The organism is Prevotella pallens ATCC 700821 (assembly GCF_000220255.1).
Lineage (GTDB): Bacteria > Bacteroidota > Bacteroidia > Bacteroidales > Bacteroidaceae > Prevotella > Prevotella pallens.
This window is the reverse complement of record NZ_GL982513.1, coordinates 147744-173123: the sequence shown is the minus strand read 5'-3', so window position 1 is coordinate 173123 and position 25380 is coordinate 147744. Positions and strand designations below refer to the sequence as shown.

The following is a 25380-nucleotide window of genomic DNA, read 5'->3' as shown; positions in this document are numbered from 1 at the left end:
AAGTATATTCCATTACAACAAGGATTAAGACTTAGCGAGTTTCAAACCCGCTTTCATATCATTAACACGATTATTAAGTATATTCCATTACAACAAGGATTAAGACTTTGCGACCGCAAATCTATACTCACTGCGCAAGAATTATTAAGCACATTCCATTACAACAAGGATTAATATTTTCGGTGCTTAATGATTTAAGCTTTTTATTAAATATGGCATACAATAAATGCTTAAGGCACAATATATTCTGTTATTTTTAGTTTTATGTTAAGACAATTTGGTTTAGAGCTTTGTTGGCACCATTTAGAAACTGGACTGGAAGAAGGTTTAATGTTAAACTATTAATGCTGAATAGCTAATTACGAATGGGCGTACGACTACGATAAACAGATTATTTATATTTTAAAATAGTATTAAATTGATTATGAACGATAACGATGTTTCCTCTTATTATAAGGAGGCTTTAGCTACAGATAGTTTTACGGTACACAATAACTTTCTGAATATGTTATTGAAAGATGGTTCTGCATTAGGTATGGAACGCCATTATTGCTATTTTAAAGATTCGAAGAATGCTGATTTGAAACGAATTTTAGGGAACGGATTTCTAAAGCGTGGAAAAGAAGGTGTGCTCTTTTTAGAAGAAAAACTAAAAACCGAAACAGATGCTCTGGCAAAATCTAATGTCATTCATCTCATAGGATTGTCGTACAATAAAGAATATCTGCCCTATATTCTGCCTTATCTTGACGATGCTGACAACGAAATTAGATACAAAGCCATAATTGCTTGTGGCTGGTTGGGCGATGCTGAGGCTATTAAAATTTTAAAAGAACATTATGCTACCGAAAAAGATGCTTTGTTGCGTGGATTTATTGTATCGGCTATGCGACAGATTTTTTTTAGACATAAGGAAACTAAGCAACAAATTGTAGATTTTATTTATGTAAAAATGCCAGAAGAAACCTACAACGAATTGCTTGCCATTATGATAGTTGTTCTTCAGGACCTTACAAAGGTGAAATTTGGTTTGAAAGAAGATTCGTGTTCTGGCGAAATTTCTGGCGATATAGCAAAGGCTAAAGATAAGGTGTTGAAGAAAATTAAAAAGTAAGTTTGCATTCTTCTTTATGTTTTTACAACTCTTGCAAACCAAAGTTTTTAGTCTGCTTTACCTAATGTATAAAGAAAGTAGAGTTTCCAAAAAACAAAATTCTCTTATAGCTGCCTATACTGAATAGATGTAGATAAGTGGTTGATAATAAGCTATTTTAAGTGTAAAAACCTATAATATAAGAATTCTATGAATATAGAAAAGGAATAAATTTTTGCAATTTCTCTACAAAAAGTTTGTGCGTAAACCAAAAAAGCATTATCTTTGCACCCGCAATTGTCCTATGGTGTAATGGTAGCACAACAGGTTTTGGTTCTGTTTGTAGTGGTTCGAATCCGCTTAGGACAACGCTTAAATAAATCGGTTGATATACAAAACAGTATATCAACCGATTTTCTTTTACAAGAAAATAGATATGGATATACAAGTTAGAGAATCTTTATTCTAACACTAATAATATACAATATAGTTTTATTGTAAGTTGCTGTCATTTTTAACATTTCGTGTAATCTGCAGATAATAAGCAATTTATAGTGGTAATGAGAGTGATAGAAGTGACAGCAATTTCTAAACTTCAATGAATAGCACCTATCTATTCGAGCGACAATTACCAGACCGTGCTACACCATTACGTACCGTACCAAATACTCTGTGCCGCACGAAGGGACTTTACGAAAAGAAAATATGTATTATTGCAGTCTAAAAAGAGTTGTTTCTGTATGATTAATAATTTTGAGCCATTATAAAAAAGGCTTAAAACTATTTTATGTTTCAAATATTACCTTAATTCCGCAGCATAAATCCTTGTGAGAACTCCAAGTGTCTGGGAAACAAAGTTCTCAAAACACTTGGATATGTCTGAAATTTCACCTATCTTGGTGCTGCAAACATAACAAGTAAGCAAAAATCTGACATGACAAAGGTAGCAATTAAAAACGAGAATATCATTTCTTTCGGTGGAATTTATCATATTATGGACGTTTTCTCAAAGTTGGGCTTTGAAAAACTTACCGAATCTGTATTGGGCAAAAACGTGGAAGTAGCGGCAAAGCATTCTGTTATGGAAGTATTTTTTGTGGTTTTTCATACTTCCCCATTGGTTTGGGTGGGGGATTTTATGCTTAGAAAAGACCCAAGAAACACCGAAGCATCTCATATTAACATATAGAGCCCCAAAAAAAGACATCTCAACATATAAAATTTTCTCACAAGAAAAAATACTGCGGAATTAAGGTAATAAAGAACTGTAATAAAGAACTATTGTGCACGGGCACAAATTAAATGTTGTAATTTTATGGTTAATTATAGTCTTATGTATGAAAATTTAGTGAATGGTTAACATTTAGTTCAAAATTATTTTTTAACTTTGCAAAATCGCAAAATACTCATAAAATGATAAAAAGAATATCACCTTGCCCAATTATTGATGCAACAATTCAGGTCAACTGTACATTTACAGTTGACCAAGACGTCGTCGTAGGGCTGATATACTCGTTGTTAGAAAACAAATTAGATAAAAAACTGTTACAATTAGAGAAACTTCCAATTTTAAATCTACCAGAAGATATACGGAGAAATGCCCCTGATTTAAAAGATAAGCCATGGTACAAAATAAATTGTGGGGAATATTATATTCTTATTGGACTATTTGGAATCGCTTTTGGGGTTAATGGGGCATATGCAGGTTGGGAATCATATAAACGATTTGCCTCAGAAGTATTTGGCACATTTAAAGATAACCTAATCAAAGGTGTTTCTGCCATAAATTTAAAATATTTGGACTTCTTCCGTGATGTGAATATTTTTGAGAAAATTAAATGTGAAATAAAAATTAATAATAATCAGATTACTTCTATTCCAACAATTTTTAGAACAGAACTACCTATTAATAAATTTGTTAAAGTATTGCAGATTACAAATGGCGTTCATGTAAAAAATAAAAATTTAAAAATAGATAATGACGGCTCTTTAATTGAGATTAATCTCCATACAAAGAATGTGTCAATAGACACTTTTGATAGTATTATAGAAGATGCACATGTTATCCAAAAGGAATCTTTCTTTGAACTTCTTACTGACGATTTTTTACATTCTTTTGAAGTAGAAGAATATGAATAAGAATATTATTACAATGGGCTGCTTACTTATCTCATCCTCTGTTATTTCAGCATCAGAGGGGTTTGTAAGTTCGCCAAATATAGAATTTTATAGGGATGGTTTAAGAGTCAAAGTCAATAGTAATTACCCTAAGCCATTTTTATCTCAAAGAAGTAATATCTCAAACAGTGTAAACTCTCTATATCATTTTTTTGCATCAGCAGAAAATGATGTAAGTATACAAAGTGTTTTGTATAGTGAGCAAGAAGATGTAGACATCTTAGAGAAATTGGAAAAGATAATGGAAGCAAGTAAACCACTACCTTCCGAATTCTCAAAGGTTATAGACGACGATTTTTGGGACTTATTTTAACTATGGAATTAGAAGAAAATATCAAACGTTACCTTCCGCAATATTTGTCAGAAGACAAGTTGACTTCTTTAAAAAAGGAACTCAAAAACTTTGGAAATGGATATGACTCGGGTAAATATTTTACGAATATTCTAAATTCAGCCCCCAATCTATTTCAGGGAGATTGTGTCAAAGCCCAAGTATGGAATCTTCCTGATATAAAAAGCAGTGTGGAGAATGTTATTTTACTTTCAAATACTTGCGACATGAATATTAGTAATCTACGATTAAATCCGTGTCGTGTGATGTATGCTCCTATTTTTAATCTGGAAAAATATCTTCAAAAACTGAAAAACAAGAATTTTGAAAAAACTAAAATCGACAATCATATTAAAGATATAAAAAACCAACTTGTTTCTCAGATCCTATATTTGCCAACAAAATCGATTTTAGGATATGACAGCTTTGTCTTATTTGATAGAACAATAAGCATTCCTCTAACTTCAGAGATTGTTGATAACTGTACCAAAACAAGAAAAGTCTCCTTATCTAATTACGGTTTCTATTTATTCTTACTAAAGCTGTCCTATCACTTTACGAGGATTCAAGAGCATGTGGACAGAGATGCCAAAATATAAGTTACAACTTTTAGTGAGATTCTGTGTCGCAAATAAAAGGTTCTTCAGGAATTTGGAGTGATAAAACAGATAAAATAAAAAAGAAACCGCTGTAAATATTGTATATTTCCTTAATTCCGCAGCATAAATTCTTGTGAGAACTCCAAGTGTCTGAGAAACAAAGTTCTCAAAAAACTTGGATATGTCAGAAATTTCACCTATCTTGGTGCTGCAAACATAACAAGTAAGTAAAAATCTGACATGACAAAGGTAGCAATTAAAAACGAGAATATCATTTCTTTCGATGGAGTTTTTCATATTATGGACGTTTTCTCAAAGTTGGGCTTTGAAAAAACTTACCGAATCTGTATTGGGCAAACGTGGAAGTAGCGGTAAAGCATTCTGTTATGGAAGTATTTTTTGTGGTTATCATACTTCCCTATTGGTTTGGGTGGGGGATTTTATGCTTAGAAAAGACCCAAGAAACACCGAAGCACCTCATATCAACATATAGAGCCCCAAAAAGACATCTCAACATATAAAATTTTCTCACAAGAAAAAATACTGCGGAATTGAGGTATTATTTAATTCAGAATTTTTTTAATTACAAATTCTGAATTAATAATTATTTTTTTCTAACAAATAAATATTCTTTGTGCTTGGTGTTTAAATGCAACGCCAATGGTGTTGGAAAATACAGGTGTTTTAGGCAGTCTATACCTCTTTATTGGCTTACTCAAAAATATAGAAATCTTGGTAGCTTTCGTAAATATGCGAGGTAAAATAAAGAAACGCCTTAACAGGCTTTGCGCACAAAATTTATTTTGCTGTCACTTCTGTCATTCGAAGATTGTTTGTAATGAGTTGAAAAACAATTAACTACAGCAAATGTTAAAAATGACAGCAAATGTTTTTCAAACTTATAGTAGTATATAGAGTTTCGGCAAATTCTCTATTCACGCTGAATGGTAACGAAGGTTTTACAGACTTCAAGCAAGAATGTGTCACCAGCTGGACAAGACTCTTCGCCAAGAATGAAGTTCAATTCACAGACAACGCCATTGACAACTTTCTCGCTTTTGTTGACTATATGTCATGCAGCGCAGACACATACGTTTCACTTGGCGGTTCTAATGGGTGCGCTGACTAACTTACGAATTGGGACGGAACACAAAAAGTAGGATTGGGTATATTCTATAAAGAAAAAAAGAAATCTCAATCAAGATAAAGGATTCTGTTTGTATGGATAAGTTATATACCTAAAACACGATAGATATTACGTCGGAGAATTTGGACTAAACAATACATGAAGCCTCGTTTTTTGCTAAAACAAGACTTCATGTATAACAAAGTGAAGTCTAAACCCTACAAGGACATTTGTATATTTTTAGTTGCTCATAAATTGATATGGAAGGGCATAGAACCTGAAGTGCACAATCCTTACATTCCAATTTCTTATTTCGTGTGAAATACCAATAGCAGTCTTGTGAACCAACCCATTTATTAATAATACAAGCAAGGTCTCGATTTTGTAAAGACTCAATTTGCTGATTTACACAATAGACCATCCCATCATAATTGATTGTTATATGGCCAAAGTATGATGTATTTATGCAATCTTTCAAATAACAGTCTTTTAGATTTTGATTGATTTTAAGAACCTCGTCTTTGGTTATAACCATTTGTGGCTGTAGGGTAATATTCTTTTCATCCAAGAATATAGGACATAATACTATATTTTCTTTTGCACCCGTAAGCTTGTCTAAATCAGAATTATTTGTTACAATATATTTTAGGATTAACCTTTCTTCTCTTAGGTTTATAATATCTAAGGGGGTAGCTGAATCGATAAGCAATTCTACCATTATTGTTCTATACTTGCGTAACATATCTTGTATATGTTGAATAGGATAAGCCAAGTAATGAACTCTAAAAACAACAAGTATGTTTCTTGTTTGGGCAAGATTTAAAATTCTTTCCAACTTATCGCATGAAATTTCTCCAGACAAGATAATTCTTTCCAGGTCAAAAGAAATAAGTTGCAGTAATATTTTGTCTATGTCAATCTCTGTATGATTAACTTTTGGATACCCTAATTGCTTGTAAGCAAATGAATTGAGATTTATAGACAATGTATTATTAAGTAAAAAAGTGATAGATTTCAACATCATATTTGTATATGATGCCAAGTTGTGCCCTAAAGCTTTGTTTTCTTTATTTAAGGAGGTCATTATTTGTAATCCTCGTTTGGGGAAATAAGGCATTGATTTGTTTGGTTGTATGAAATATCCGAATCCGTTGTAGGCGATTTTTTGCAAAATAGACTTGTTGTCATCGCAATCATCTATATAACCGAACTGGTTTAATGTATTGACGGCTTTATATGGGACGGCAATATTCCTCATATATATGCTACTAAACTTTATTGTATCATATATGAGCAATTCTTTTGATGTTGCCTTGATATAGCAATGTGGAAAAATTATGTACAGTCTGTTCATTTTATTATAATGTTTTCTTCAAGCACTTCTATTATGTCAGGATGGGATTCTATGTATGATACAGCATCTGACAATAGTTTTGCGAATTTACTTTTTGAAGTAAACTCTTCACATTTACCATTGCTGTAACAAAAAGAACATTTAGTGCAACAAAATTGCATGTAGCATTTCTTGCATAAAGACGAAACTTCTGCGATTCTTTTCATAAATCCATTTGCTACCTCATTGCAATCAATATGAACACAGCCACTATTGTCAATATATCCTAACGGTGAATCCCTATTGACTTTTTCACATGGATGTATTTTCCCATTATAGCTTACGAAAAGTCGTTTTGAAAATGGAATACATGTACCAGTTGGCAAGGTACTATTCTCAATACTTTCATCTACGAGTAGCTCACTCTCTTTGCTAACTGAATTATTCAACAACCTTGTAGTAAAAACCAAAATTCGATTAAAGAGTGGATTTTGAGTGATTAAACTTGGAACCAACTCTATATCCTCTGGAATTTCAAATGTTTTAAGCATAGATAGAATTCTGTTTCCATCTTTTGCATCCTCGGTAGGAACATGAAGTGGGCTAAAATTCGGCGTTGTGTTAAATTGCATCTTAAACCAATCAACAATTTCCCTTACATCACTTTTATTTGTGAAAACCGCATTATAGCGAAATGTTGCGAACCATTCTGAATATAAATTCTCAACACACTTCAAGTTCTTCATTACGATGTCAAACGAAGGATTCCCATTAGGAGTTATTCTATAAGAGTCGTTTTCCTTGTTGCCATCAAGACTAATTAGCATTTTGAATTTGTGACGTGACAAAAAATCCGCATATTTTGATAGAAGCATTGCATTTGTTGTCATTGTAAAAAACAATGAACGGTTGCGAAAATCAATACGCTCTGCATATTCTACAATTTGGCGCACTACATCGAAATTCATCAATGGCTCACCTCCATAGAAACTGATGGCAAAAGGTTCTTTAGGTGCATTTGATAGAGGCTCTTTCTGAAAAAGAATTGCCAAATAATCAATTATGCTTTTGGCCGTTTCAAATTTCAGATTCCCCAACATACCTCTTCGGCTATCAAATGTATCATATCCTTCGCTATAGCAACAATATTCGCATCTAAGATTACAGAGTGTTGTTGTCTCAAATATGATTTGTGACAGTTTTACCAATACTCCTTGTATAGTATTTCCTGTTATATAACTATCAAAAGATGAAGTATATTTATCAAGATATCCATATTGCTTTAACTGTCGAAATGTTTCGTCTCCTTCATTTCTATCGTTTGAAATTATATCGTACACATTCTTTGATAATGGCAATATTGCCTTTTTCAAAGGACTATACAAATAAGAATTTTCGTTTTGAGTTTGAAATACTATAGCTTCCATATGCGTAAAATAAGGGAAGCCAAAGTGTTAAACAATGGCTCTCCCTTAATTAGTGATTCTTTAATCAATGTTCCAACTTCCAGCAGAGGCAACATCGTCACACATTGTAACTTCGCCTTCTCTGATGAAACACTCACAAGGACAATAACAGTTGCTAATGCGAACAATATGTCCTTTTTGTCCAACAACTCTTAATCTGTTTTTGAGTTGTTTGTTCTGTTCTTCTATAACAGACAGTTTTAAAACTCCCATAAATATTCTTTAAACCCCTTTTATTGTGTACAAGTCAATCGCAGGGGTATTGCGTTTCGACTTGCTTGTGTATTGCTGTTAAATATTCATCCATAGGAATGTATATATCCGGGTTGGTATAAAGTGCATCAGTAAAAGTCTTTGGAAAGGCTGTATAACCGATTAATACTCCTCGGAGCATATATCCATACTCTTTACTATCAATGCCTCTATTTTGGGCATATCGGTCAATTTGGTCAAACCCAAAAGGTTTGATAAAGAAAGCCATCAAGGATTTCAATACAACCAAGTTGGCGGGAATGCTAAATGATGAGCATTGGTTGTGCTTGTATGACCAAAATTCACGAAGAGTGCTAAGTATTTGCTTGCCTTTTTCTGTGTTAGAGCATTCTAAGCACTTATATTTGTTGGCTGATTCAACAATGAGCTTCAATACAACCTCGTCAGACAAGCCTCTTTGTTTGCACATAAGAGCTTCATTCATTATGACATCAAGAAATACTTTTTCTTCATCAGAATTCAGTACATCAATACTTATAGTTAAGTTCTTTAGCAAGAAACAAGAGTAATCAATGTTTCCGTTTGCCTCACCAGATACTTTTGCTTTGCCGATAAGTTCATTCATAATATCACTAACACGGACAAATAAAGCTCCTAAAGTCGTATCGTACATAGATGAACCAGATTCTATGTTCGTTATCTGTTGTTTTATATCTGCGATCTGCTGCTTTATGGACTTAAATTCGTAATTTTCATCTTCGTATTTTTTGATTTCTTGTTTGAGATACTTCTTACGCTCATATTCCCAAGTTCCCTTTTTGAAATATTCACGTTTTTTCCCCATTTTGATACCATTATCACGTTCTTTCTTTTTTATAGAATTAAGTTCTTCTATCCAATCAGAAATACCATCGTGACATTCCATGCTGTAAAGTTTGCTTTCTAACGCATCCTTTTGTGTTATTAAGAAATCTCTTTTGTCTGTACTATTTGCTTGTTTATTCTGAGATATTTCTTCTGCACGAGCCTTTGCCAATTTGCCAATTTCAGAGAAATGTTGCATAAGAATATCAAACAAGTTTGTCCTTGTCTTAACAGTACCATTATATATCCCTTTAGCTGTTTGGATTAGAGAAATATATTTACTCTCATTTGAAACAGCTATTTCAGAAACCATAACTTGTGTATTTAATCCAGCAAATGAATTTTTTAAATCACGCAATATACACATTAGTTTTTGTTCTTGGGGATTTTTTGCAAACGCCATTGCACGAGTAAAGGCAACTATCATCCCCTTTAATCTGTCATAAATACAGTCTTGTGCAACATATTCTTGAAGTTGAAAAGATATGGCATTTGCTATTTTTCCTGTGGATATAGGCAACGCATTGCTCGTCTTTACGATAAATTCAGACTTGTACTTTTCAATACATTTTACTTCAAACAATATTTGCGATTCTGCAACAAGAGATTCCTGTAAATCTCTTGAAGAGAAAAGAAAAGCAATAGTTCCCTTTTTATAGTAGATTGTCTTATTGTATGTAAATAGAGTTTTACTATTTTTGACAGGAGCTATATTTGATTTGTCTAGAATTTCATCATTGACTTTCAAGACATAATCACCATTAATTTCCTTTGTTGACAAAATTAGATAATTAGCCCTTTCATTTGTTCCAACTAAATAACGGCTCAAATTGTTCCCATATCCTCTGACTTGGTAGAAAGAGAATGGTGATATACTTTCTGAAACGAAAGATTCCAGTAAGTTCCATGAGTTTGTACTTATATAATAAAACATAGGTCTAATTATTTTCAATTTCAACTATATTTTCCTTTGAAACATCTTTCAAAAAGGATGTTCGCTTTCCTGTGTAGGAGATATACAGATTGCGTGAAGAACGAGTACATGCCACATAAAAAGCATTTCTTTTACAAGTGTTCGCCTCATTAGCAAAAGGCACAAAGACATTATCAAATTCAGACCCTTTTGCTGCATAGTATGTCAGGATGCATGGTAGGTCATTGTTTGAAAAGTCCAATGTGTTGACAGTTCTAAACGGAACTACATTTCCAGTTCGATAATGCACTTGTGTATTTACTCCTCTTTGATTCAGAAAATCATTTACTTCACGTACATCACTCTCGTCAGGAACAAGAATTGCGACATCGTCTAAATCTTCCATTTTTATTCGATTTAATATGCCTTCCAATTCTTTCTCTCTAGATGAGTATTTCGTGACAATCGGTTTGGGATAATTAGGATAGTCGCTATTGCCACCATCTTTCATGTTATTTGTCAACAAGTCCACCTTGATATCTTGAATTTGCTGAGCAACTTTAGCAATTGTCTTTGGTAGACGATAATTGTAATCCAAAGAGAGACGTTTGTAGACTAAAGTGTTAGCAATCTCATCTATTGAACTTCCTTTAAAATTCATTTGTTGCACAGAATCTCCAAATAAAGAAAGACTCTTCCCCTTATGAGGTATTATCCTTCCTTGATAGTCTGAGATGTTAAAATCTTGAGCCTCATCTATAATAAGATAATCAATTTTAGCTTCTGATTGCTTATAAATTGTTCCACTTGGAATCAACTCGAACTTATTAGTATTAGTCACACTAAACCCTGATAGGTATGGAACTTCTTTAAACCAACTAACCCTGCGTCCAAAGGCTGCGTAAAATTTGTAATCCACCCAATCTGCAAAATCTATTCCATAAGCCGTTTTGTCCTTTTCGGTACGTTCAAACTTTCTGACATTTAAATCATTTACCAGATAGAGGGTATTCCTATTGCCTTTTTCCCAAAACACATCTCCTGTTAGGTCAAAGCCACGATGAGTCCAAGCCCATTCGTATGCAATGCGCTCTTTGTCTAAACCGAGAGCCTGCATTCCATAAGCTATCATTCTTTTCAAAGCCACAGTAAAAATAACTATGGCGTAACTTCCTTTGTTCTTTGCCTGTAATGCACGATGGATAGCAAGGTTAGTTTTTCCACTGCCTGCAGCACCTTGTACAATGATATCTTCGTCTATACTTTGAACGATGATTTTTCTTTGAGAATCATCTAAGTTTGATATAAACCACTTTTCTAATCTCATGCCATTTCCATTAGAACAGCAGCTCCACTCTGTGTTGTTTGACTGATTAATGTTTTGAATACATACGAAAAAGCGCGGAGCTTGTTCTGTCACTCGTTCCACGCTATAAAGGCTCTCGCATTGCCCGACAAGTCGAAACGAGCAACGCTGAAAGCCCCACGCCAGTGTAAGTATATAGAAAGCACTCTTGACAACGAACATTAGAATCGTCCGAAGCCAATGAGGACTGTATATAATACACCTCATGAGGCGTTCTTTGTTGCTTTGTTCTTGACTTGTCGTTGAATTTGCGAGATTCTTATAGCGTCAAAACCAAAGCGTACAAAAACGCCTTTTACCATATGTATGTCTACCCAACCTCTGCCCATCGGGGCTTTCGGTATGGGTATAGACGTTACAAAGATAATACTTTTACCTTGAAAACCACTTTGTTTTGCTGGTAAAGTATGATTTTAAGGTCCGATTTAATATTATTAAATATAAATATGTCAAAGAAATCCACTTCCCCGTGATTTTTCTTACTAAAAAGTTTGTATTATCAATGATTATTCGTATTTTTGCAACACGAGAACCCGCCAAGCCTCTCAACGATGCTCAAATGTGCGGGTCGTTTTTGTTTTTATAGGTATATGGCAACAAAAATTCCGTTCATAAAACCATATTCCACACCCCAAAAGTTAGTACAACTACTCAAAACAAGAGGTATGGAGATAACCGATGAAGAAAAGGCTCAGCATTATCTTTCCCACATCGGTTACTATCGTTTGTCTGCCTATATGTACCCATTGCTTTCCATTCCCAAGGAGCAACATCTATTCAAGCGAGGAGTATCTTTCGGTAAGGTTATGATGTTGTATCGCTTTGACAAGAAGCTACGCCTACTTTTATTCAATGAAATTGAAAAGATAGAGGTCGCAGTGCGTTGTGCAATCGTGAACTTTGGAACGGAAATGACAGGCAACCCTTTTTGGATGACTGAAGCCAACAATTTCTCAAATCCGTCCAAGTTCAATCGCTCTATACGTCTTATAGAAGATGAATTGAACCATACAAAAGAGGATTTCATCAACCATTTCAAAGAGACATATACCAATCAGTATCCACCTTTATGGATGCTGACCGAGATATTGCCATTTGGTGTAATCACTAATATTTATTCTAACATCAAGAATAAGAAGATAAAGAAGCGTATTGCACAGTCATTTGGCTTGCAAGTTGCACCTTTTGAATCTTGGCTTACAATTATCACTGTAACAAGAAACTCATGTTGTCATCATGTACGTGTATGGAATAGGGTATTTTCTATTCGTGCTACCATGCCAATTAGAATGTTGCGTCCTTGGATTACCTTGCCGACAGATCCATTGAAAGTGTACTTTGATATGTGCATCATCAAGTACTTTCTTGACATCATATCTCCAAATAACGATATGCTTGATAAGATGAACAGACTTTTTGCTACGTTTCCAGAAGTAGATATAGCTGCCCTTGGTTTTCCTTCTGGTTGGGAAAACGAACCACTGTGGCAATAAAAGGCATTTGGAGTGACTACTAACCATCTCACATCGCCCACATTTTCGTAATTTCGGTGTGACAGAAGGTTAAAAACGTTAAATCTTCACCTTTTCGTATCTAAACAGAATCCATATTGTCACTTTTCTACCGTTTAGAGCGTATAATACTGATAATCAACTAATAATAGATACAAATTCTGAATTAATAATTATTTTTTCTAACAAATAAATATTCTTTGTGCCTGGTGTTTAAATGCAACGCCAATGGTGTTGGAAAATACAGGTATTTTAGGCAGTCTGCATCTCTTTATTGGCTTACTCAAAAATACAAAATTCTTGGTAGCTTTCGTAAATATGTGGGCAAAATAAAGAAACGCCTTAACAGGCTTCGCGCACAAAATTTATTTTGCTGTCACTTCTGTCATTCGAATGCTGTTTGTAATGTGTTGAAAAACAATTAATTACAGCAAATGTTAAAAATGACAGCAACTGTTTTTCAAACTTATAGTAGTATATAGAGTTTCGGCAAATTCTGGCTTATATGACAAAAGTGTGCTTTTTTAGCGTCGTTTTCTCTTATGTGACAAATATGTGCTTAAAATCTCCCATTCCCCTTTTATTTCTTAGGAAAATGGGACTTTATAAAGTCTTAGATGAAGATCTTTCTCAAACTGGTGTGTTGTCAAAAGTTTATATGCCATCAGATGCCCAATTTGGAAAACAGCTCATCGGCACTGGCATACTCATTGACACGTCCTTGTTCTTTGTCATTAAGTGCCTGTTCGTAAGCGGTGTGCTCAGTTATAGTTTTATGTACCGTCCACCCCATACGCTTTACGAGCGACTTCAATAACGATGTATCAGCCTTAGGTATTTCCAAAGAGAATGTGCTTGTTGTGGTGTTATCTGTATTCATTATTTGTCCTCCTATATTCTTGTTTATATTGCAAATATAATCTTTTCTTTTGAGAGTTGCAAGAGAATAAAATAAAAAGCACCAAATGATTGCTCAAATGGTGCTTATAGAGAGTCTATACGGATTACTTTTTATTCATTGGTGGTATAAATCCACTCTTGTTTTTATTGTTCATAAGGGGTATAATCTGAAAGTTAGCTTCTACAGATATAAAATGTTTTTAAATATGACAGGTTTCCAAGAATGCACGATATTCTTTGTTTATCTCGTCCATAGTCATTTCTGGGAAATCGCATAAAATATCCAGTAGGTCTAATGCTTGTTGTTCTCCTTCATTTATAGGACCGTCACAGGTACACATATATATAAAGAAAGCCTTTATTAATCGTTTTTTTACATCAGACGAATTCTTTATTAAGTTATATGCATCAATGGGATTTGTAAAATAACTTTCGTACAACTGAAAAGCTTCCAGGGATGGTTTAATTGCCTCATTAATAAATTGGGCATATTTCTTCTCCATTGCGTTAGGTTCTGATCCATAAGCATCTGCTGCGGTAATAGAAGCTGTACCTAATAAAATAACGGCTTTTTCTTGTTCTGTAAATGTTATCATTTTAAAGGGATTTATAGAATATGTTCTAAGTTTAAACTATTGTTGAATATCAAGGTATTCAATATCAATGTTTCTGTCTAACATGTGTAGAATGCATTTTGTTACTTTCTGGTTCACTAAATGCAGAGTTATAGCATAGTCATTGAAATTGATGCCTGTAACTCCCATAATCTTTAGTGTAACTCCACGTAACTCTATTTTGTTAACTGTATCTGAAACAAGTTGCATTAGTTTGGGTTGCATCATTTCTTGATAATTGCCATTAGCATCTTTTATGTCCGCATTTAGCATTCTTACAAGATAACCTTTATCAGGAATGACAGGTGCCCCTTTCATTAATTTTCTGAAATCAGATTTGGTTATAGCTAAAATCCTTTCACCATGTTGCAGCCCCATAACAGGTACTCCATTTTCATATCTTTTGTGACATTTTGATGTTAATATTAAATCTTCCATAAAATTTATTCTTAATGCCTTACGTTCTTTTTAAGTATTTCTGTTATATTATGAATGCTTATCCATTGTTCTATTATCTATTTGTTTTACTGATTTAATACTAAATATATGTCAAGAAAAGGATAGTCTCCCTCTGTATCAAATATTATCTTCTGAACCTTAAGACCAAAGCACATCATAGTAGTGGAAATAGCATTATAATGACCTTGTAGAGATGAACCATAGAGTGCAATAGAATCTATTTCTCCGGATTCATTAGGACAAAACAAATAACGGTTGCAAAAATTGCCTTTGAAATAAGTGTCTATATATTTTGCCACCATATTTTCTTCAAATACTTCATAATTACCATCGTCTGTATACCAGCCAGATCTATTTTCGAAACCTCTAATGATATTATTAATCAATTGATTTCCATGAGTGTTGAATACTTTTTTCATATTATGCTTTATGCTTTTGAATTTCTGTAAGTAGGTCAGTTGAAGATAATGGAACTACACCAAATAGATGTTGAACGATAATCTTTTCTGACATTTGTTGACAAATAAATGCCAGAATTGAAGAATATGCTGTACGAGTATCTTGTAACGATAACACCGTATTATTAAGTATGTGTGCCCAGCAGTCAAGATAGAGGAGTAAGTCATTATACAGTAAACGACCAAATCTTTGTATGTGATTATTAATACTATCGAAGAGTGCTGCTTTCATAGAATTTTCAAAGTCTTGATGGTCTGCATTTACAAAATCAATTATCTTTTTGCAATCTTTCTGAAATTCTCCATAAGATTCTCCACCTTCAAATTGCATTATTTCATTAGAGGATGTCATCCAATTTGGTCTAATATTACTTGTTGTAACAAATCCTGCTTGTAACACAGGAAGGGAAATTTGAAAGTTAATCATTTCTCCATTTCGTCTAATTGAAAAGCTGAATTTTACCATAAATTTTAATCATTTTATTATATTTGTTTACTATTTGTTTTGCTATTTCTCCAGCCATTCCACCACTTGCGGGTAATCCTTTCTTATTCAAAGAAACGATGATGCTGTATTGTGGATTGTCTGATGGATAGTAGCCACAGAACTGTAAGCAGTAAATTTTGTTAGCTCTATTGTCTTTTGCTGCGACAGCTCCTTGTTCACCAGCGATGCTCACTTTATTAGAGTATGCTTGATGAGCAAGACCATCTTTTACTTTCTGTACAAGTAATTGCTGAATGATGGCAATGTTTTCTTTACTCGCAAGCTGTTCTTTTATAATGGTGGTATCCCTCTTATGAAAAGTGGGCTTTACCATCTTACCATTATTGACTATGGCGTTATAAAATGTAAGTATTTGTAAAGGCGATATCTGCTGATTCTTTCCTGTTGCGAACTTAGCAAGGGTAATATTATCATTGGGAATTGGTAAAGCAGCTTTGATGCTATCTTGTGGTAAACCATAGCCCATATCTGTAATTATTTTATGGAATTGGGCATACTCCTTACCAAATGCTTGCTTAACTGCCAAATAGGTAGCGATGTTCGATGATAACAAAAAGCCTTGCTGTACGCTTGTCTTTCCATTTCCTCCTCTACGCCAGTTGTAGTCTTCCAGTAAATAGCCACTTATATCAATCATTCCCTCTTTGGTATCAATACTGTCATTCGGCTTTACTTTACCCTGTTCCAATGCTGCTAATAATGAGACAGTACGCATTAAGGCAGTTGGTTCTGACAATTGTCTTATTGCTGGCTTGATTCCTGATTTAGTATTCATCAAGTTTACCATTGCCTTAATCTCTCCAGACTTGCAATCCATTATTATTACTTGTCCGTTAATGGCATTTAATCCTTTTATATTATGAGATAGTATGGAATTGACTTGTCTTTGCAAGTATTCATTTGCATGTACAATATGGGTTACTTGCTGCGCCTTACTTGCATTTACAAGCACGAAAGTGAATAAAATGGTTAATAGGAATTGTTTCATAGTTCCACATTTTCAATAACTAAATCTAAAATAGCTTCTATCTTGAGAATTTCCACTTTCCCCCTTGCTGTGTATATTTTCTCTTTTGTATTTTTGTTCTCACTATAATCAATGATATGTATATAATCTTTTTCTTTCATAATTTGACCATGTGCGATGGAATTTCTAATATGTGTAAGAAAAGATAAAACTTTAGAGTTTTTACTATTGGTCATATATAGTATATTAGGTAAAGCAAGAAGTCCCATAGCTGGCATGGACTCTCGTTTTACGATGTTACATGAAAAAGAAGAAATCAAGCTCTCCAACTTGTGAAGATTAGGGTACATCGAAGTAAGTTCTTTTAAAGTGTTGATACCCTTTATCTTATGCTCGTACCTACATAAGTAGGCATAAAGGATAAAAAGTTTGTCTTCATTAAATCCATTAATCATTTTTATTGGCATACTATGTCTTTTTGCCAACTGTTTCCCAGAAGTAAGCGGTTACTATTTAGGTAAATGGAAAAAGCGTGGGAACTATTGCTGTTATCTCCTCTGTGGTCGTGGAAAGTACCTACTGCAGATAATCAACAATAGCCCACGCATTGAGGTATATTATCCCCATTGGTAAGGGTACAATAATCCCAAGCGTGAGCCTTGCTGTCATCATCCTTGCAGTATTGAAATTTTCCACGTTTCAGAGGAAGGATAATTAAAGCAAACGCTCTTTTTAAAAGTTGAACTCTTTGTAACGCACATCTGCACACAGACGTACTGGAAGTTCAACTGCAAAGATAGATAATTTTTCTTATTAAATGTTTCTTTCTTGTAAAAAGTTTGTATAACAGAGTGATTTTTCTATTTTAAGGGTGTTTTGTTTGTTATTCAGCATGTGATGACATTTTTAGTATGGGGTGTATAAAAGAATTATTCTCTGAAAAATGTTACTGCTTAGAATGTAAGACAGTCGTAGGTTTCCAAGATTTCTTCCTTACGTAATCCAAGATACCGTTTGGTAATAGCTACAGATGAATGGTTGAAAAGTTCCATTAGCTTGATCAGTGCCAGTTCTGCATTGTTACTATTCATATTATAAACTTGTCTTCCAAATGTCTTTCTCAAACTATGGCAGCTGAAATGTTGGCTTATATGACAAAAATTCTTGGTAGCTTTCGTAAATATGCGAGGTAAAATAAAGAAACGCCTTGACAGGCTTCGCGCACAAAATTTATTTTGCTGTCACTTCTGTCATTCGAATGCTGTTTGTAATGTGTTGAAAAACAATTAACTACAGCAAATGTTAAAAATGACAGCAAATGTTTTTCAAACTTATAGTAGTATATAGAGTTTCGGCAAATTCTCTATTCACGCTGAATGGTAACGAAGGTTTGTTCATCTTATTTCAGTTTATGCAACACCAAAAAATAAGAAAGAACCGAATGTGCAAAGTATTCAGTTTTTTCTGAAAAAGAAAAGAAGCATAACTTAGCAATGGTTAATAGACACCGAGAAGTTTCTGTTTCTACACCACCACACTTTTTGCTTTTTTTCTGTATTGTCCTGGTGCACAACCTTTCATTTTTTTAAAAAACTTATTGAACTGTACCTGCGACGAAAAACCGAAAGTGAAAGCTATTTCTTGAATGTTTTGAGTAGTCCCTATAAGATAGGTTTCCACCTCTTTTATAATGTAATCGTCTATAAGTTGTTTTGGTGTTCGTCCTGCAACACGTCTGGTTATTTGTGCTAAATAGCGTGGTGTTACATTTAGCGCATCGGCATAGAAACGCACTTCGCCCGTTTTACGATGATTGGCAGCAATGTTGTCCATAAGTTGGTTGTATAGTTCCAACATTCTTTCGGAAATTGTTTGTTGTGGCAAATCGCTGCTATGGTCTAAAAGTAGAACATTGGTACCAAAATTAGAGTCGGCAGACCGTAAAATAAGTTGGCACATATAGTCAGATGCCTTTCCAATGGCTTGTTCTACACTGTTTCCAGCACACAAATTAACAGCAACTGCCGATGTAAATGCTCCGCCCGAACCGTGAGTAATGCGGTCTATAAAGCCAGGTCGAGTATAAAAGTGTGCTGTTTTGTTTTTTTCTACCAACACATCGGTAAACGATGCTTTGGTAACAATTCCTCCTTGCAACACAACAGCCGCACTTCCTAATTGCAGAATTTTTCGTGCCAATAGTTCCAAAGCCTCGTTGCTGTGTGTTTCTTTTTCGTGCAACATATAGGCAGCACTATTTTGTTGCATAATAACAATGCTGCTTAATGGAAAAAGACGTTGCACCACAGCATTAACCACCTCGTTTGGCATAAGCATTTTGCCACTACTACTAATAATAACGGCGTCTAAAACCACAAATTCAGGTTTGTATTTACGCAGCAGGTGTTCAACGGCAATTACTTGTTCTACATTTCTAAGCATACCAATCTTCACAGCATTGGGTTTTAAATCGTTCAACACCGCACAAATTTGCAAATTCAGCACTTCGGCAGGAATGTCGTATAATTGTCGAATGCCTTCCGAATCTTGTGCAGTAACCGAAGTTATTGCAGTAGCCGCATAGGCTCCTAACATAGTTATGGTTTTAATATCGGCTTGAATTCCCGAACCGCCCGTACTGTCCGAGCCAGTTATAGTAAGAATGGTAGTTTTTCTTTCCATAGTTGGTGTGTAAACAAGAGTTTGTTACTGGTGTTGTTGTTTGTAAGCAATGTTTCGTGGGTGATGTTCCAGAATTTCTTTGCGCAGAGTAGTGGTGTCTATATGCGTATAAATTTCGGTTGTGCTAATGCTTTCGTGTCCAAGCATAGCCTGAATGGCACGCAAATTAGCCCCACCTTCGAGCAAAGCTGTGGCAAACGAGTGTCGCAATGTGTGTGGCGATATAGTTTTTTTTATGCCAGCATCTTTGGCATAATTCTTAATCATTATCAAAATCATGGTCCGAGTGAGATGCGCACCACGTCTGTTTAAGAAAATATAGTCTTCTTCTCCTTCTTTTATCTTCATAGCATTACGGTCGGCAAACCAAAAATCCAATTCTTGCAAGGCTCTTGGAGAAATTGGTACCAAACGTTCTTTAGAACCTTTACCCATAACTCGCACAAATTGTTCTTCGCGATAGAGATTTGACAGCTTAAGATGTGTAAGTTCTGATACACGTAATCCGCACGAAAACAAAGTTTCTATAATGGCACGGTTTCTATGTCCTTCCCATTTAGATAAATCTATGGCACTTTCAAGCATATCAACTTCGGCAGTAGAAAGCACTTCTGGCAAATGTTGTGGTTGTTTTGGCGATTCGAGCAATTCGGTAGGGTCGGCTTCTATATATCCATCGAGCACTAAGAAACGATAAAACTGCCTTACTCCACTTAAAATTCGAGCCAACGAACGGGCACCAATTCCCAAATCGCCAATAGCAGCAGCAAAGTTTTCTATATCTTCCAACTTTGCCTCTTGTGGTATTTTCTGTTCGTCGGCTAAAAAAATCAACAATTTGTCTACATCACGAATGTAGGCTTCTAATGTATTTGGCGAATAACCTTTTTCCAACTTTAAATAGCGTAGGTACTTATGAATAAGATTAGAACTTGTTTCTTTGCTCGTTTGCATATTATTGTGTATTTTTGCAGAGGTTGTGCCCAATGAGTGCAAAGTTAAATAATTTCTGTGTAATATGAAAATAATCGTAGTTAATGGTCCAAACCTTAATTTGTTAGGCAAACGAGAACCCAACATTTATGGTAAAATGCCTATGGAAACCTATCTAACAAAATTGCGTGCAATGTATGCTGATGTAGACATTGAGTACTATCAGAGCAACGTAGAGGGCGAACTTATAAACAAGTTGCAGGAAGTGGGGTTCGCTTACGATGGTATTGTGCTGAATGCTGGGGCATATACGCATACAAGTATAGCACTGTTAGACTGTATTAGGGCTATTACTGCACCCGTTGTAGAGGTACATATAAGTAATGTAAATAGTCGCGAAGAATATCGTAACCATTCTATGATAGCTTCTGCTTGTATTGGAACTATTCAGGGATTTGGAATGGACAGTTATAGGCTTGCAGTGGAAGCTTTGAAAACTATAAATGCCAATTCTTAAAAGCAAAAAGGCAAACAAATGACGGAAACCGAACAGATAGATAAGTACATTTTAGACCATATTGCCCCAGAAGGCGACTATTTGTACCGACTTTACCGAGCAACCAACATACATACCATTCACGGACGAATGGCAAGTGGGCATTTGCAAGGGCGATTATTAAAAATGTTGGTACAAATGGTGCAACCAAAAAATGTGTTGGAAGTGGGAACTTTTAGTGGATATTCTGCCATTTGCATTGCAGAAGGTCTGCCAGACGACGGCAAACTCTATACGTTTGAAATAAACGACGAGATGGAAGACTTTACACGTCCGTGGATAGAAGGGTGTGAAGTAGCCTACAAAATAGACTTTCGCATTGGTGATGCTAATATAGAAGCACCAAAGTTAGGCATTACTTTCGATATGGTTTTTGTGGACGGCGACAAACGGACTTATTTGGAAACTTACGAAACCGTGCTAAAAATGTTGCGTTCTGGAGGTTATATTCTTGCCGATAATACGCTGTGGGACGGACACGTTACCGATAAAGCTTACGAACACGACCATCAAACACAAGGCATTTGCAAGTTCAACGATTTTGTTGCAACCGATACTCGGGTAGAAAATGTTATTCTTCCTTTACGCGATGGGCTAACCATTGTGCGGAAAAAATAAAGGCAGAAATTTAAAACTTATCGTCGAAGAATAATTATCGCAAAATCATTTAACGTTTCACAATTTATTCGTTTTCAACATTTGGTATGACAATAAGCATATTGACGAAAGTTCTCACAACACCTTAAACACGAAAAAAGATTGTTATATTAATATTTTCTTTAATTTTCCCCAAGCCTCAAGCTTCTCATCAAAAGACTTATGGCTGTTGGAAGATGATGTAGACGGCAACACAATACAAGGTATATTAACCTTACCTATCTTTTGCAAAAAAACTTTTTGAGGTTTTTGACCATTAAAGACAATATATTTAATAGACTTATGTCGGTTCAATACCCCTTGTATATCATTAGTTTTTAAATCGCATGAAAATCCAGCATCACAACTACCTTTTCTACCCCCTTCCTTATATACATCCCACAGTCCTATGCCAATACCACTTAGAAAATCTCGACTTTTATCCAAATGTTCTGTTGAGTTGAAAAGCTTATTCATAATTTTCCAAAACGCATTGCGTGGATTGAGATAATAGGACCGTTCTTTAATAGAAACATCTCCAGGCATTGTACCTAAGATAAGAACCTTTGTTTTTTCGTCTATCCATGGTTCAAGACATTTCTTGAAATTAGAAGAATCGTATCGTGTAACAGCCTTTTCCTTCATTTTACCTTTGTTATTTGGAAGTAATGAAGAAGAACACTTGTTCAAATTTGAAAACTTCTTCTCTTTAGGACTTACTCTGTTCTCACCAGATGTTCTAAGAAAGATTTTAGCGTTTTCTATAACAAACAGTTCTGGATGTTTTCTCGCACGAGCTGAAATCTGAACTTTTGAAATCATAGATTTATCATTCTTCAAATATAATCTCTTAGAATTTATCTCTTCCGCAATATCAGAATAGCTCATTGCTGTACCATGACTTTTTAATATGCAAATAATAGCGTCGTGTAATGTCATTTTTTATCGTACTTAGTAATTAATAGAAGTGTAGATATTCAAAATAAAAAGGTGGATTTAGCACAGCCAACGTTGTGTTAAGTCCACCTTATTGTATTATGTTGATAGCTTCTGCGACTTATTTTAGCACACCAAGTTCCTTGCCAATCTTAATGAAAGCATTGATACACTTATCAAGTTGTTCGCGATTATGACCTGCAGAAATCTGAACACGAATACGAGCTTCGTTCTTTGGAACAACTGGATAGTAGAAACCAGTAACGTAAATACCTTCTTCGAGCATCTTTGAAGCGTAAACTTGTGAAAGTTTTGCATCGTAAAGCATAACGGCGCAGATAGCACTTTGTGTAGGTTTAATATCGAAACCTGCAGCCATCATTTTTTCGCGGAAGTAATTTACGTTTTCAACCAACTTGTCGTGCAATTCGTTGCTTTCTTTCAGCATTTTGAACACTTCGAGACTTGCGCCGATAATGCTTGGAGCCAGCGAATTTGAGAAGAGATAAGGACGACTATTCTGACGAAGCATATCTATTATCTCTTTGCGACCAGTAGTGAAACCACCAAGTGCACCACCAAATGCTTTACCAAGTGTGCCTGTGTAAATATCAACACGACCGTAAGTCTTGCAAAGTTCACTAACACCGTGTCCAGTTTCGCCAACCACACCTGCAGAGTGGCTTTCGTCTACCATAACAAGTGCATCGTATTTTTCTGCCAAATCGCAAATCTTGTCCATCGGAGCAACGTTGCCGTCCATAGAGAAAACACCATCGGTAACAACAATGCGGAAACGTTGAGCCTGTGCTTCTTGCAAACATTTCTCCAATTCTTCCATATTACCATTAGCGTAACGGTAACGTTTTGCCTTACAAAGGCGAACACCGTCTATAATAGAAGCGTGGTTTAATGCGTCAGAAATAATAGCATCTTCTTCGTTAAACAAAGCTCCAAATATACCCCCGTTGGCATCGAAGCAAGCAGCGTAGAGAATTGTATCTTCTGTTTTGAAATAATCAGAAATAGCAGCCTCAAGTTCCTTATGGATATCTTGTGTTCCACAGATAAAACGTACTGAAGACATACCAAAACCACGCTTGTCCATCATAGCTTTTGCACCTTCTATAAGGCGAGGGTGGTTAGATAAACCGAGATAGTTGTTAGCACAGAAATTTAGTACTTTCTTGCCTTTTACTAATATTTCAGCTTGCTGTGGTCCTTCTATAATACGTTCTTCCTTGTAAAGACCTGCATCTTTGAGTCCTGCGAGTGAATTGCAGAGATGTTGTTTCATTTTACCATACATAGTATAAAGTTTTTAATTATTCGCATACAAAGGTCCTTATATTTTTTGAGAAAAGAAACTGAAATACTAATTATTTTGTGGGTAAACTGTTTTTTTATACAACATTAATACTTCTAATTTCTAAATTAATCAAAAAAGTACTTAACTTTGTGGCATAAAACGATAAAATCTATTTAATAATAATATGAAAAATATTTTAGTTGTTGGCTCTACAGGGCAGATAGGCTCAGAGCTTGTAAGAGAGTTACGCAGTATTTACGGTGGCAACAACGTAGTTGCAGGTTTCATAAAAGGAGCAGAACCTACTGGCGAACTTCTCGAAGGAGGTCCATCTGCAGAATGTGATGTTACCAATCCAGAAATGATAGCTGCAGTGGTGAAGAAATATAACATCGACACAATCTACAATCTTGCAGCATTACTATCAGTAGTAGCAGAAGGAAAACCACGTTTGGCTTGGAAAATTGGTATTGATGGTTTGTGGAACATTCTTGAAATTGCTCGCGAAAACAAGTGTGCAGTGTTCACACCAAGCTCTATTGGTTCGTTCGGTCCAAGCACTCCTCACGACATGACACCACAAGACACTGTTCAACGTCCAGGAACAATTTATGGAGTTTCTAAAGTAACAACCGAATTGTTATCAGACTATTATCAGAAAAAATATGGTGTAGACACTCGTTCGGTACGTTTCCCAGGTATCATTTCTCATGTAACACCTCCAGGTGGCGGTACAACCGACTATGCTGTAGATATTTATTATTCTGCAGTTAAGGGCGAAAAGTTTGTATGTCCTATAAATAAAGGCACCTACATGGATATGATGTATATGCCAGATGCATTGCATGCTGCTATTTCTTTGATGGAAGCTGACCCAACAAAACTTATTCACCACAATGGTTTTAATGTTGCAGCTATGAGTTTCGAGCCAGAAGAAATATTTGCTGAAATAAAGAAACACAAGCCTAACTTTGAAATGGTTTACGATGTAGACCCATTGAAGCAAGGTATTGCTGATAGCTGGCCAGATCGTTTGGACGACTCTTGCGCTCGTAGCGAATGGAACTGGAAACCACAATACGACCTCAAGAGCATGACAGTAGATATGCTCGAACAGCTCAGCAAAAAATTGCTCTAAGCTAATGTAAAAATAAGTGGAGGCTGAAATAATTCTCCCAAAAGATAAAAGAAAAAAGAGGGTGTGTCAAAATTGATACATCCTCTTTTTTCTCCCCCTTTACCTTGTCTACCACATAATTCGTTATTTACTGCAGCTATGCTGCTAATTTCATATAAAATGATTTATAGGGCTTTAAATAACCTATATAAACTTGTATAAAGCATCTGAAGGTGCCTAAAAGTACCTCCATAATGGCTTTTAGTTCCTTGAGATTGGTTTTTCTACACATTTTCCCTATGTTAAAGGCTA

At 35.0% G+C, this 25380-nt stretch carries 27 protein-coding genes, 1 tRNA gene and 2 pseudogenes; 12 read left to right on the top strand and 18 right to left on the bottom strand.

Annotated elements, in window-relative coordinates; all coding sequences use genetic code 11:
• Positions 1–424: 424 nt before the first annotated feature.
• From HMPREF9144_RS00700 to HMPREF9144_RS00665, 7 genes and pseudogenes are all read left to right on the top strand, one after another.
• Positions 425–1114 (top strand): HEAT repeat domain-containing protein, encoded by a 690-nt coding sequence (locus HMPREF9144_RS00700; RefSeq protein ID WP_006043851.1) that lies wholly within the window; start codon positions 425–427, stop codon positions 1112–1114.
• Between the two features lie 277 nt (positions 1115–1391).
• A tRNA-Gln gene (locus tag HMPREF9144_RS00695) sits at positions 1392–1462 on the top strand.
• 565 nt (positions 1463–2027) lie between these two features.
• Positions 2028–2224: pseudogene (locus tag HMPREF9144_RS00690) on the top strand (hypothetical protein); the annotation flags it as partial.
• Positions 2225–2506: 282 nt separating this feature from the next.
• Positions 2507–3232, top strand: a complete 726-nt coding sequence (locus HMPREF9144_RS00685) for a TIGR04255 family protein (protein WP_006043849.1) — start codon at positions 2507–2509, stop codon at positions 3230–3232.
• Positions 3225–3584, top strand: coding sequence for a hypothetical protein (locus tag HMPREF9144_RS00680; RefSeq protein ID WP_006043848.1), 360 nt, complete (start codon positions 3225–3227; stop codon positions 3582–3584). The genes HMPREF9144_RS00685 and HMPREF9144_RS00680 overlap by 8 nt, the downstream gene beginning before the upstream one ends.
• Positions 3585–3586: 2 nt before the next feature.
• On the top strand, positions 3587–4201 hold the full coding sequence (locus HMPREF9144_RS00675) for a hypothetical protein (RefSeq protein WP_006043847.1): 615 nt from the start codon (positions 3587–3589) through the stop codon (positions 4199–4201).
• An 886-nt stretch (positions 4202–5087) separates the two neighbouring features.
• Entirely contained in the window at positions 5088–5330 is a 243-nt protein-coding gene (locus HMPREF9144_RS00665) for a hypothetical protein (protein WP_006043844.1), read from the top strand.
• Between the two features lie 208 nt (positions 5331–5538).
• Here the strand turns inward: HMPREF9144_RS00665 and HMPREF9144_RS00660 are convergent, their stop codons facing one another.
• The 5 genes from HMPREF9144_RS00660 to HMPREF9144_RS00640 all read right to left on the bottom strand — a co-directional run bounded on the left by HMPREF9144_RS00660 (position 5539) and on the right by HMPREF9144_RS00640 (position 11443).
• A complete protein-coding gene (locus tag HMPREF9144_RS00660) occupies positions 5539–6681 on the bottom strand; it encodes a hypothetical protein (protein WP_006043843.1) in 1143 nt (380 codons plus the stop codon).
• A complete protein-coding gene (locus HMPREF9144_RS00655) occupies positions 6678–8087 on the bottom strand; it encodes a radical SAM peptide maturase (protein ID WP_006043842.1) in 1410 nt (469 codons plus the stop codon). Before HMPREF9144_RS00655 ends, HMPREF9144_RS00660 begins: the two co-directional genes overlap by 4 nt.
• Before the next feature lie 60 nt (positions 8088–8147).
• On the bottom strand, positions 8148–8339 hold the full coding sequence (locus HMPREF9144_RS00650) for a hypothetical protein (protein ID WP_009012760.1): 192 nt from the start codon (positions 8337–8339) through the stop codon (positions 8148–8150).
• Between the two features lie 34 nt (positions 8340–8373).
• The gene (locus HMPREF9144_RS00645; RefSeq protein WP_249031154.1) at positions 8374–10032 is read right to left on the bottom strand and encodes a lantibiotic ABC transporter; all 1659 of its coding nucleotides are present in this window, start codon (positions 10030–10032) and stop codon (positions 8374–8376) included.
• Between the two features lie 109 nt (positions 10033–10141).
• On the bottom strand, positions 10142–11443 hold the full coding sequence (locus HMPREF9144_RS00640) for an ATP-binding domain-containing protein (protein WP_249031153.1): 1302 nt from the start codon (positions 11441–11443) through the stop codon (positions 10142–10144).
• A 54-nt stretch (positions 11444–11497) separates the two neighbouring features.
• Here HMPREF9144_RS00640 and HMPREF9144_RS13730 point away from each other — a divergent pair, with 54 nt between their 5' ends.
• Together HMPREF9144_RS13730 and HMPREF9144_RS00635 are read left to right on the top strand one after the other, a co-directional pair.
• The gene (locus HMPREF9144_RS13730; RefSeq protein WP_249031152.1) at positions 11498–11647 is read left to right on the top strand and encodes a hypothetical protein; all 150 of its coding nucleotides are present in this window, start codon (positions 11498–11500) and stop codon (positions 11645–11647) included.
• A 425-nt stretch (positions 11648–12072) separates the two neighbouring features.
• Entirely contained in the window at positions 12073–12975 is a 903-nt protein-coding gene (locus HMPREF9144_RS00635; RefSeq protein WP_006043837.1) for an Abi family protein, read from the top strand.
• A 682-nt stretch (positions 12976–13657) separates the two neighbouring features.
• On the opposite strand, the gene HMPREF9144_RS00630 is transcribed toward HMPREF9144_RS00635, so the two are convergent.
• From HMPREF9144_RS00630 to xerA, 10 genes and pseudogenes are all read right to left on the bottom strand, one after another.
• Positions 13658–13873, bottom strand: a complete 216-nt coding sequence (locus HMPREF9144_RS00630) for a hypothetical protein (RefSeq protein ID WP_006043836.1) — start codon at positions 13871–13873, stop codon at positions 13658–13660.
• 220 nt (positions 13874–14093) lie between these two features.
• Positions 14094–14489 carry a hypothetical protein gene (locus tag HMPREF9144_RS00625; protein ID WP_006043835.1) on the bottom strand — a complete coding sequence of 132 codons (396 nt, stop codon included), beginning with the start codon at positions 14487–14489 and terminating at the stop codon, positions 14094–14096.
• A gap of 36 nt (positions 14490–14525) precedes the next feature.
• On the bottom strand, positions 14526–14945 hold the full coding sequence (locus HMPREF9144_RS00620; RefSeq protein ID WP_006043834.1) for a hypothetical protein: 420 nt from the start codon (positions 14943–14945) through the stop codon (positions 14526–14528).
• Between the two features lie 86 nt (positions 14946–15031).
• Entirely contained in the window at positions 15032–15385 is a 354-nt protein-coding gene (locus tag HMPREF9144_RS00615) for a hypothetical protein (RefSeq protein WP_006043833.1), read from the bottom strand.
• Between the two features lies 1 nt (position 15386).
• Positions 15387–15851: a hypothetical protein gene (locus tag HMPREF9144_RS00610; protein ID WP_146739270.1), complete on the bottom strand. Its 465-nt coding sequence runs from the start codon at positions 15849–15851 to the stop codon at positions 15387–15389.
• Between the two features lie 13 nt (positions 15852–15864).
• On the bottom strand, positions 15865–16920 hold the full coding sequence (locus HMPREF9144_RS00605; protein WP_006043831.1) for a penicillin-binding transpeptidase domain-containing protein: 1056 nt from the start codon (positions 16918–16920) through the stop codon (positions 15865–15867).
• Positions 16917–17384 (bottom strand): HEPN family nuclease, encoded by a 468-nt coding sequence (locus tag HMPREF9144_RS00600; RefSeq protein ID WP_146739269.1) that lies wholly within the window; start codon positions 17382–17384, stop codon positions 16917–16919. The genes HMPREF9144_RS00605 and HMPREF9144_RS00600 overlap by 4 nt, the downstream gene beginning before the upstream one ends.
• Positions 17385–17852: 468 nt before the next feature.
• Positions 17853–18044 (bottom strand): annotated as a pseudogene (locus HMPREF9144_RS12750) (site-specific integrase); the annotation flags it as partial.
• Between the two features lie 379 nt (positions 18045–18423).
• The gene (locus HMPREF9144_RS00595; protein WP_006043827.1) at positions 18424–19581 is read right to left on the bottom strand and encodes a hydroxymethylpyrimidine/phosphomethylpyrimidine kinase; all 1158 of its coding nucleotides are present in this window, start codon (positions 19579–19581) and stop codon (positions 18424–18426) included.
• Positions 19582–19605: 24 nt separating this feature from the next.
• Positions 19606–20535 (bottom strand): site-specific tyrosine recombinase/integron integrase, encoded by a 930-nt coding sequence (gene xerA, locus HMPREF9144_RS00590; protein ID WP_040595450.1) that lies wholly within the window; start codon positions 20533–20535, stop codon positions 19606–19608.
• A 64-nt stretch (positions 20536–20599) separates the two neighbouring features.
• Between xerA and aroQ the strand changes: the two genes are divergently transcribed.
• Positions 20600–21031 carry a type II 3-dehydroquinate dehydratase gene (gene aroQ / locus HMPREF9144_RS00585; RefSeq protein ID WP_006043825.1) on the top strand — a complete coding sequence of 144 codons (432 nt, stop codon included), beginning with the start codon at positions 20600–20602 and terminating at the stop codon, positions 21029–21031.
• 18 nt (positions 21032–21049) lie between these two features.
• A complete protein-coding gene (locus HMPREF9144_RS00580) occupies positions 21050–21688 on the top strand; it encodes an O-methyltransferase (RefSeq protein WP_006043824.1) in 639 nt (212 codons plus the stop codon).
• A 144-nt stretch (positions 21689–21832) separates the two neighbouring features.
• Here HMPREF9144_RS00580 and HMPREF9144_RS00575 read toward each other — a convergent pair whose 3' ends face one another.
• Together HMPREF9144_RS00575 and kbl are read right to left on the bottom strand one after the other, a co-directional pair.
• Positions 21833–22645 (bottom strand): DNA-deoxyinosine glycosylase, encoded by an 813-nt coding sequence (locus tag HMPREF9144_RS00575; RefSeq protein ID WP_006043823.1) that lies wholly within the window; start codon positions 22643–22645, stop codon positions 21833–21835.
• A gap of 118 nt (positions 22646–22763) precedes the next feature.
• Complete coding sequence (kbl, locus tag HMPREF9144_RS00570) at positions 22764–23951, bottom strand: glycine C-acetyltransferase (protein ID WP_006043822.1); 1188 nt, start codon at positions 23949–23951, stop codon at positions 22764–22766.
• A 184-nt stretch (positions 23952–24135) separates the two neighbouring features.
• Between kbl and HMPREF9144_RS00565 the strand changes: the two genes are divergently transcribed.
• The gene (locus HMPREF9144_RS00565; protein ID WP_006043821.1) at positions 24136–25089 is read left to right on the top strand and encodes an NAD-dependent epimerase/dehydratase family protein; all 954 of its coding nucleotides are present in this window, start codon (positions 24136–24138) and stop codon (positions 25087–25089) included.
• Positions 25090–25225: 136 nt separating this feature from the next.
• On the opposite strand, the gene HMPREF9144_RS14040 is transcribed toward HMPREF9144_RS00565, so the two are convergent.
• On the bottom strand, positions 25226–25380 hold a 155-nt coding region (locus HMPREF9144_RS14040; RefSeq protein ID WP_006043820.1), incomplete at its 5' end, for a hypothetical protein.

Coding starts and splice junctions, on each gene's coding strand:
- kbl (WP_006043822.1), bottom strand. CDS start 23,951: ATGTATGGTAAAATGAAACAACATCTCTGCAATTCACTCGCAGGACTC.
- HMPREF9144_RS00615 (WP_006043833.1), bottom strand. CDS start 15,385: ATGAAAAAAGTATTCAACACTCATGGAAATCAATTGATTAATAATATC.
- HMPREF9144_RS00655 (WP_006043842.1), bottom strand. CDS start 8,087: ATGGAAGCTATAGTATTTCAAACTCAAAACGAAAATTCTTATTTGTAT.
- HMPREF9144_RS00640 (WP_249031153.1), bottom strand. CDS start 11,443: ATGAGATTAGAAAAGTGGTTTATATCAAACTTAGATGATTCTCAAAGA.
- HMPREF9144_RS00630 (WP_006043836.1), bottom strand. CDS start 13,873: ATGAATACAGATAACACCACAACAAGCACATTCTCTTTGGAAATACCT.
- HMPREF9144_RS00610 (WP_146739270.1), bottom strand. CDS start 15,851: ATGATTAACTTTCAAATTTCCCTTCCTGTGTTACAAGCAGGATTTGTT.
- HMPREF9144_RS00620 (WP_006043834.1), bottom strand. CDS start 14,945: ATGGAAGATTTAATATTAACATCAAAATGTCACAAAAGATATGAAAAT.
- HMPREF9144_RS00650 (WP_009012760.1), bottom strand. CDS start 8,339: ATGGGAGTTTTAAAACTGTCTGTTATAGAAGAACAGAACAAACAACTC.
- HMPREF9144_RS00675 (WP_006043847.1), top strand. CDS start 3,587: ATGGAATTAGAAGAAAATATCAAACGTTACCTTCCGCAATATTTGTCA.
- HMPREF9144_RS00580 (WP_006043824.1), top strand. CDS start 21,050: ATGACGGAAACCGAACAGATAGATAAGTACATTTTAGACCATATTGCC.
- HMPREF9144_RS00595 (WP_006043827.1), bottom strand. CDS start 19,581: ATGGAAAGAAAAACTACCATTCTTACTATAACTGGCTCGGACAGTACG.
- HMPREF9144_RS00625 (WP_006043835.1), bottom strand. CDS start 14,489: ATGATAACATTTACAGAACAAGAAAAAGCCGTTATTTTATTAGGTACA.
- xerA (WP_040595450.1), bottom strand. CDS start 20,535: ATGCAAACGAGCAAAGAAACAAGTTCTAATCTTATTCATAAGTACCTA.
- HMPREF9144_RS00665 (WP_006043844.1), top strand. CDS start 5,088: ATGTTTTTCAAACTTATAGTAGTATATAGAGTTTCGGCAAATTCTCTA.
- HMPREF9144_RS00605 (WP_006043831.1), bottom strand. CDS start 16,920: ATGAAACAATTCCTATTAACCATTTTATTCACTTTCGTGCTTGTAAAT.
- HMPREF9144_RS00700 (WP_006043851.1), top strand. CDS start 425: ATGAACGATAACGATGTTTCCTCTTATTATAAGGAGGCTTTAGCTACA.
- HMPREF9144_RS00680 (WP_006043848.1), top strand. CDS start 3,225: ATGAATAAGAATATTATTACAATGGGCTGCTTACTTATCTCATCCTCT.
- HMPREF9144_RS00575 (WP_006043823.1), bottom strand. CDS start 22,645: ATGACATTACACGACGCTATTATTTGCATATTAAAAAGTCATGGTACA.
- HMPREF9144_RS00565 (WP_006043821.1), top strand. CDS start 24,136: ATGAAAAATATTTTAGTTGTTGGCTCTACAGGGCAGATAGGCTCAGAG.
- HMPREF9144_RS00635 (WP_006043837.1), top strand. CDS start 12,073: ATGGCAACAAAAATTCCGTTCATAAAACCATATTCCACACCCCAAAAG.
- HMPREF9144_RS00685 (WP_006043849.1), top strand. CDS start 2,507: ATGATAAAAAGAATATCACCTTGCCCAATTATTGATGCAACAATTCAG.
- aroQ (WP_006043825.1), top strand. CDS start 20,600: ATGAAAATAATCGTAGTTAATGGTCCAAACCTTAATTTGTTAGGCAAA.
- HMPREF9144_RS00660 (WP_006043843.1), bottom strand. CDS start 6,681: ATGAACAGACTGTACATAATTTTTCCACATTGCTATATCAAGGCAACA.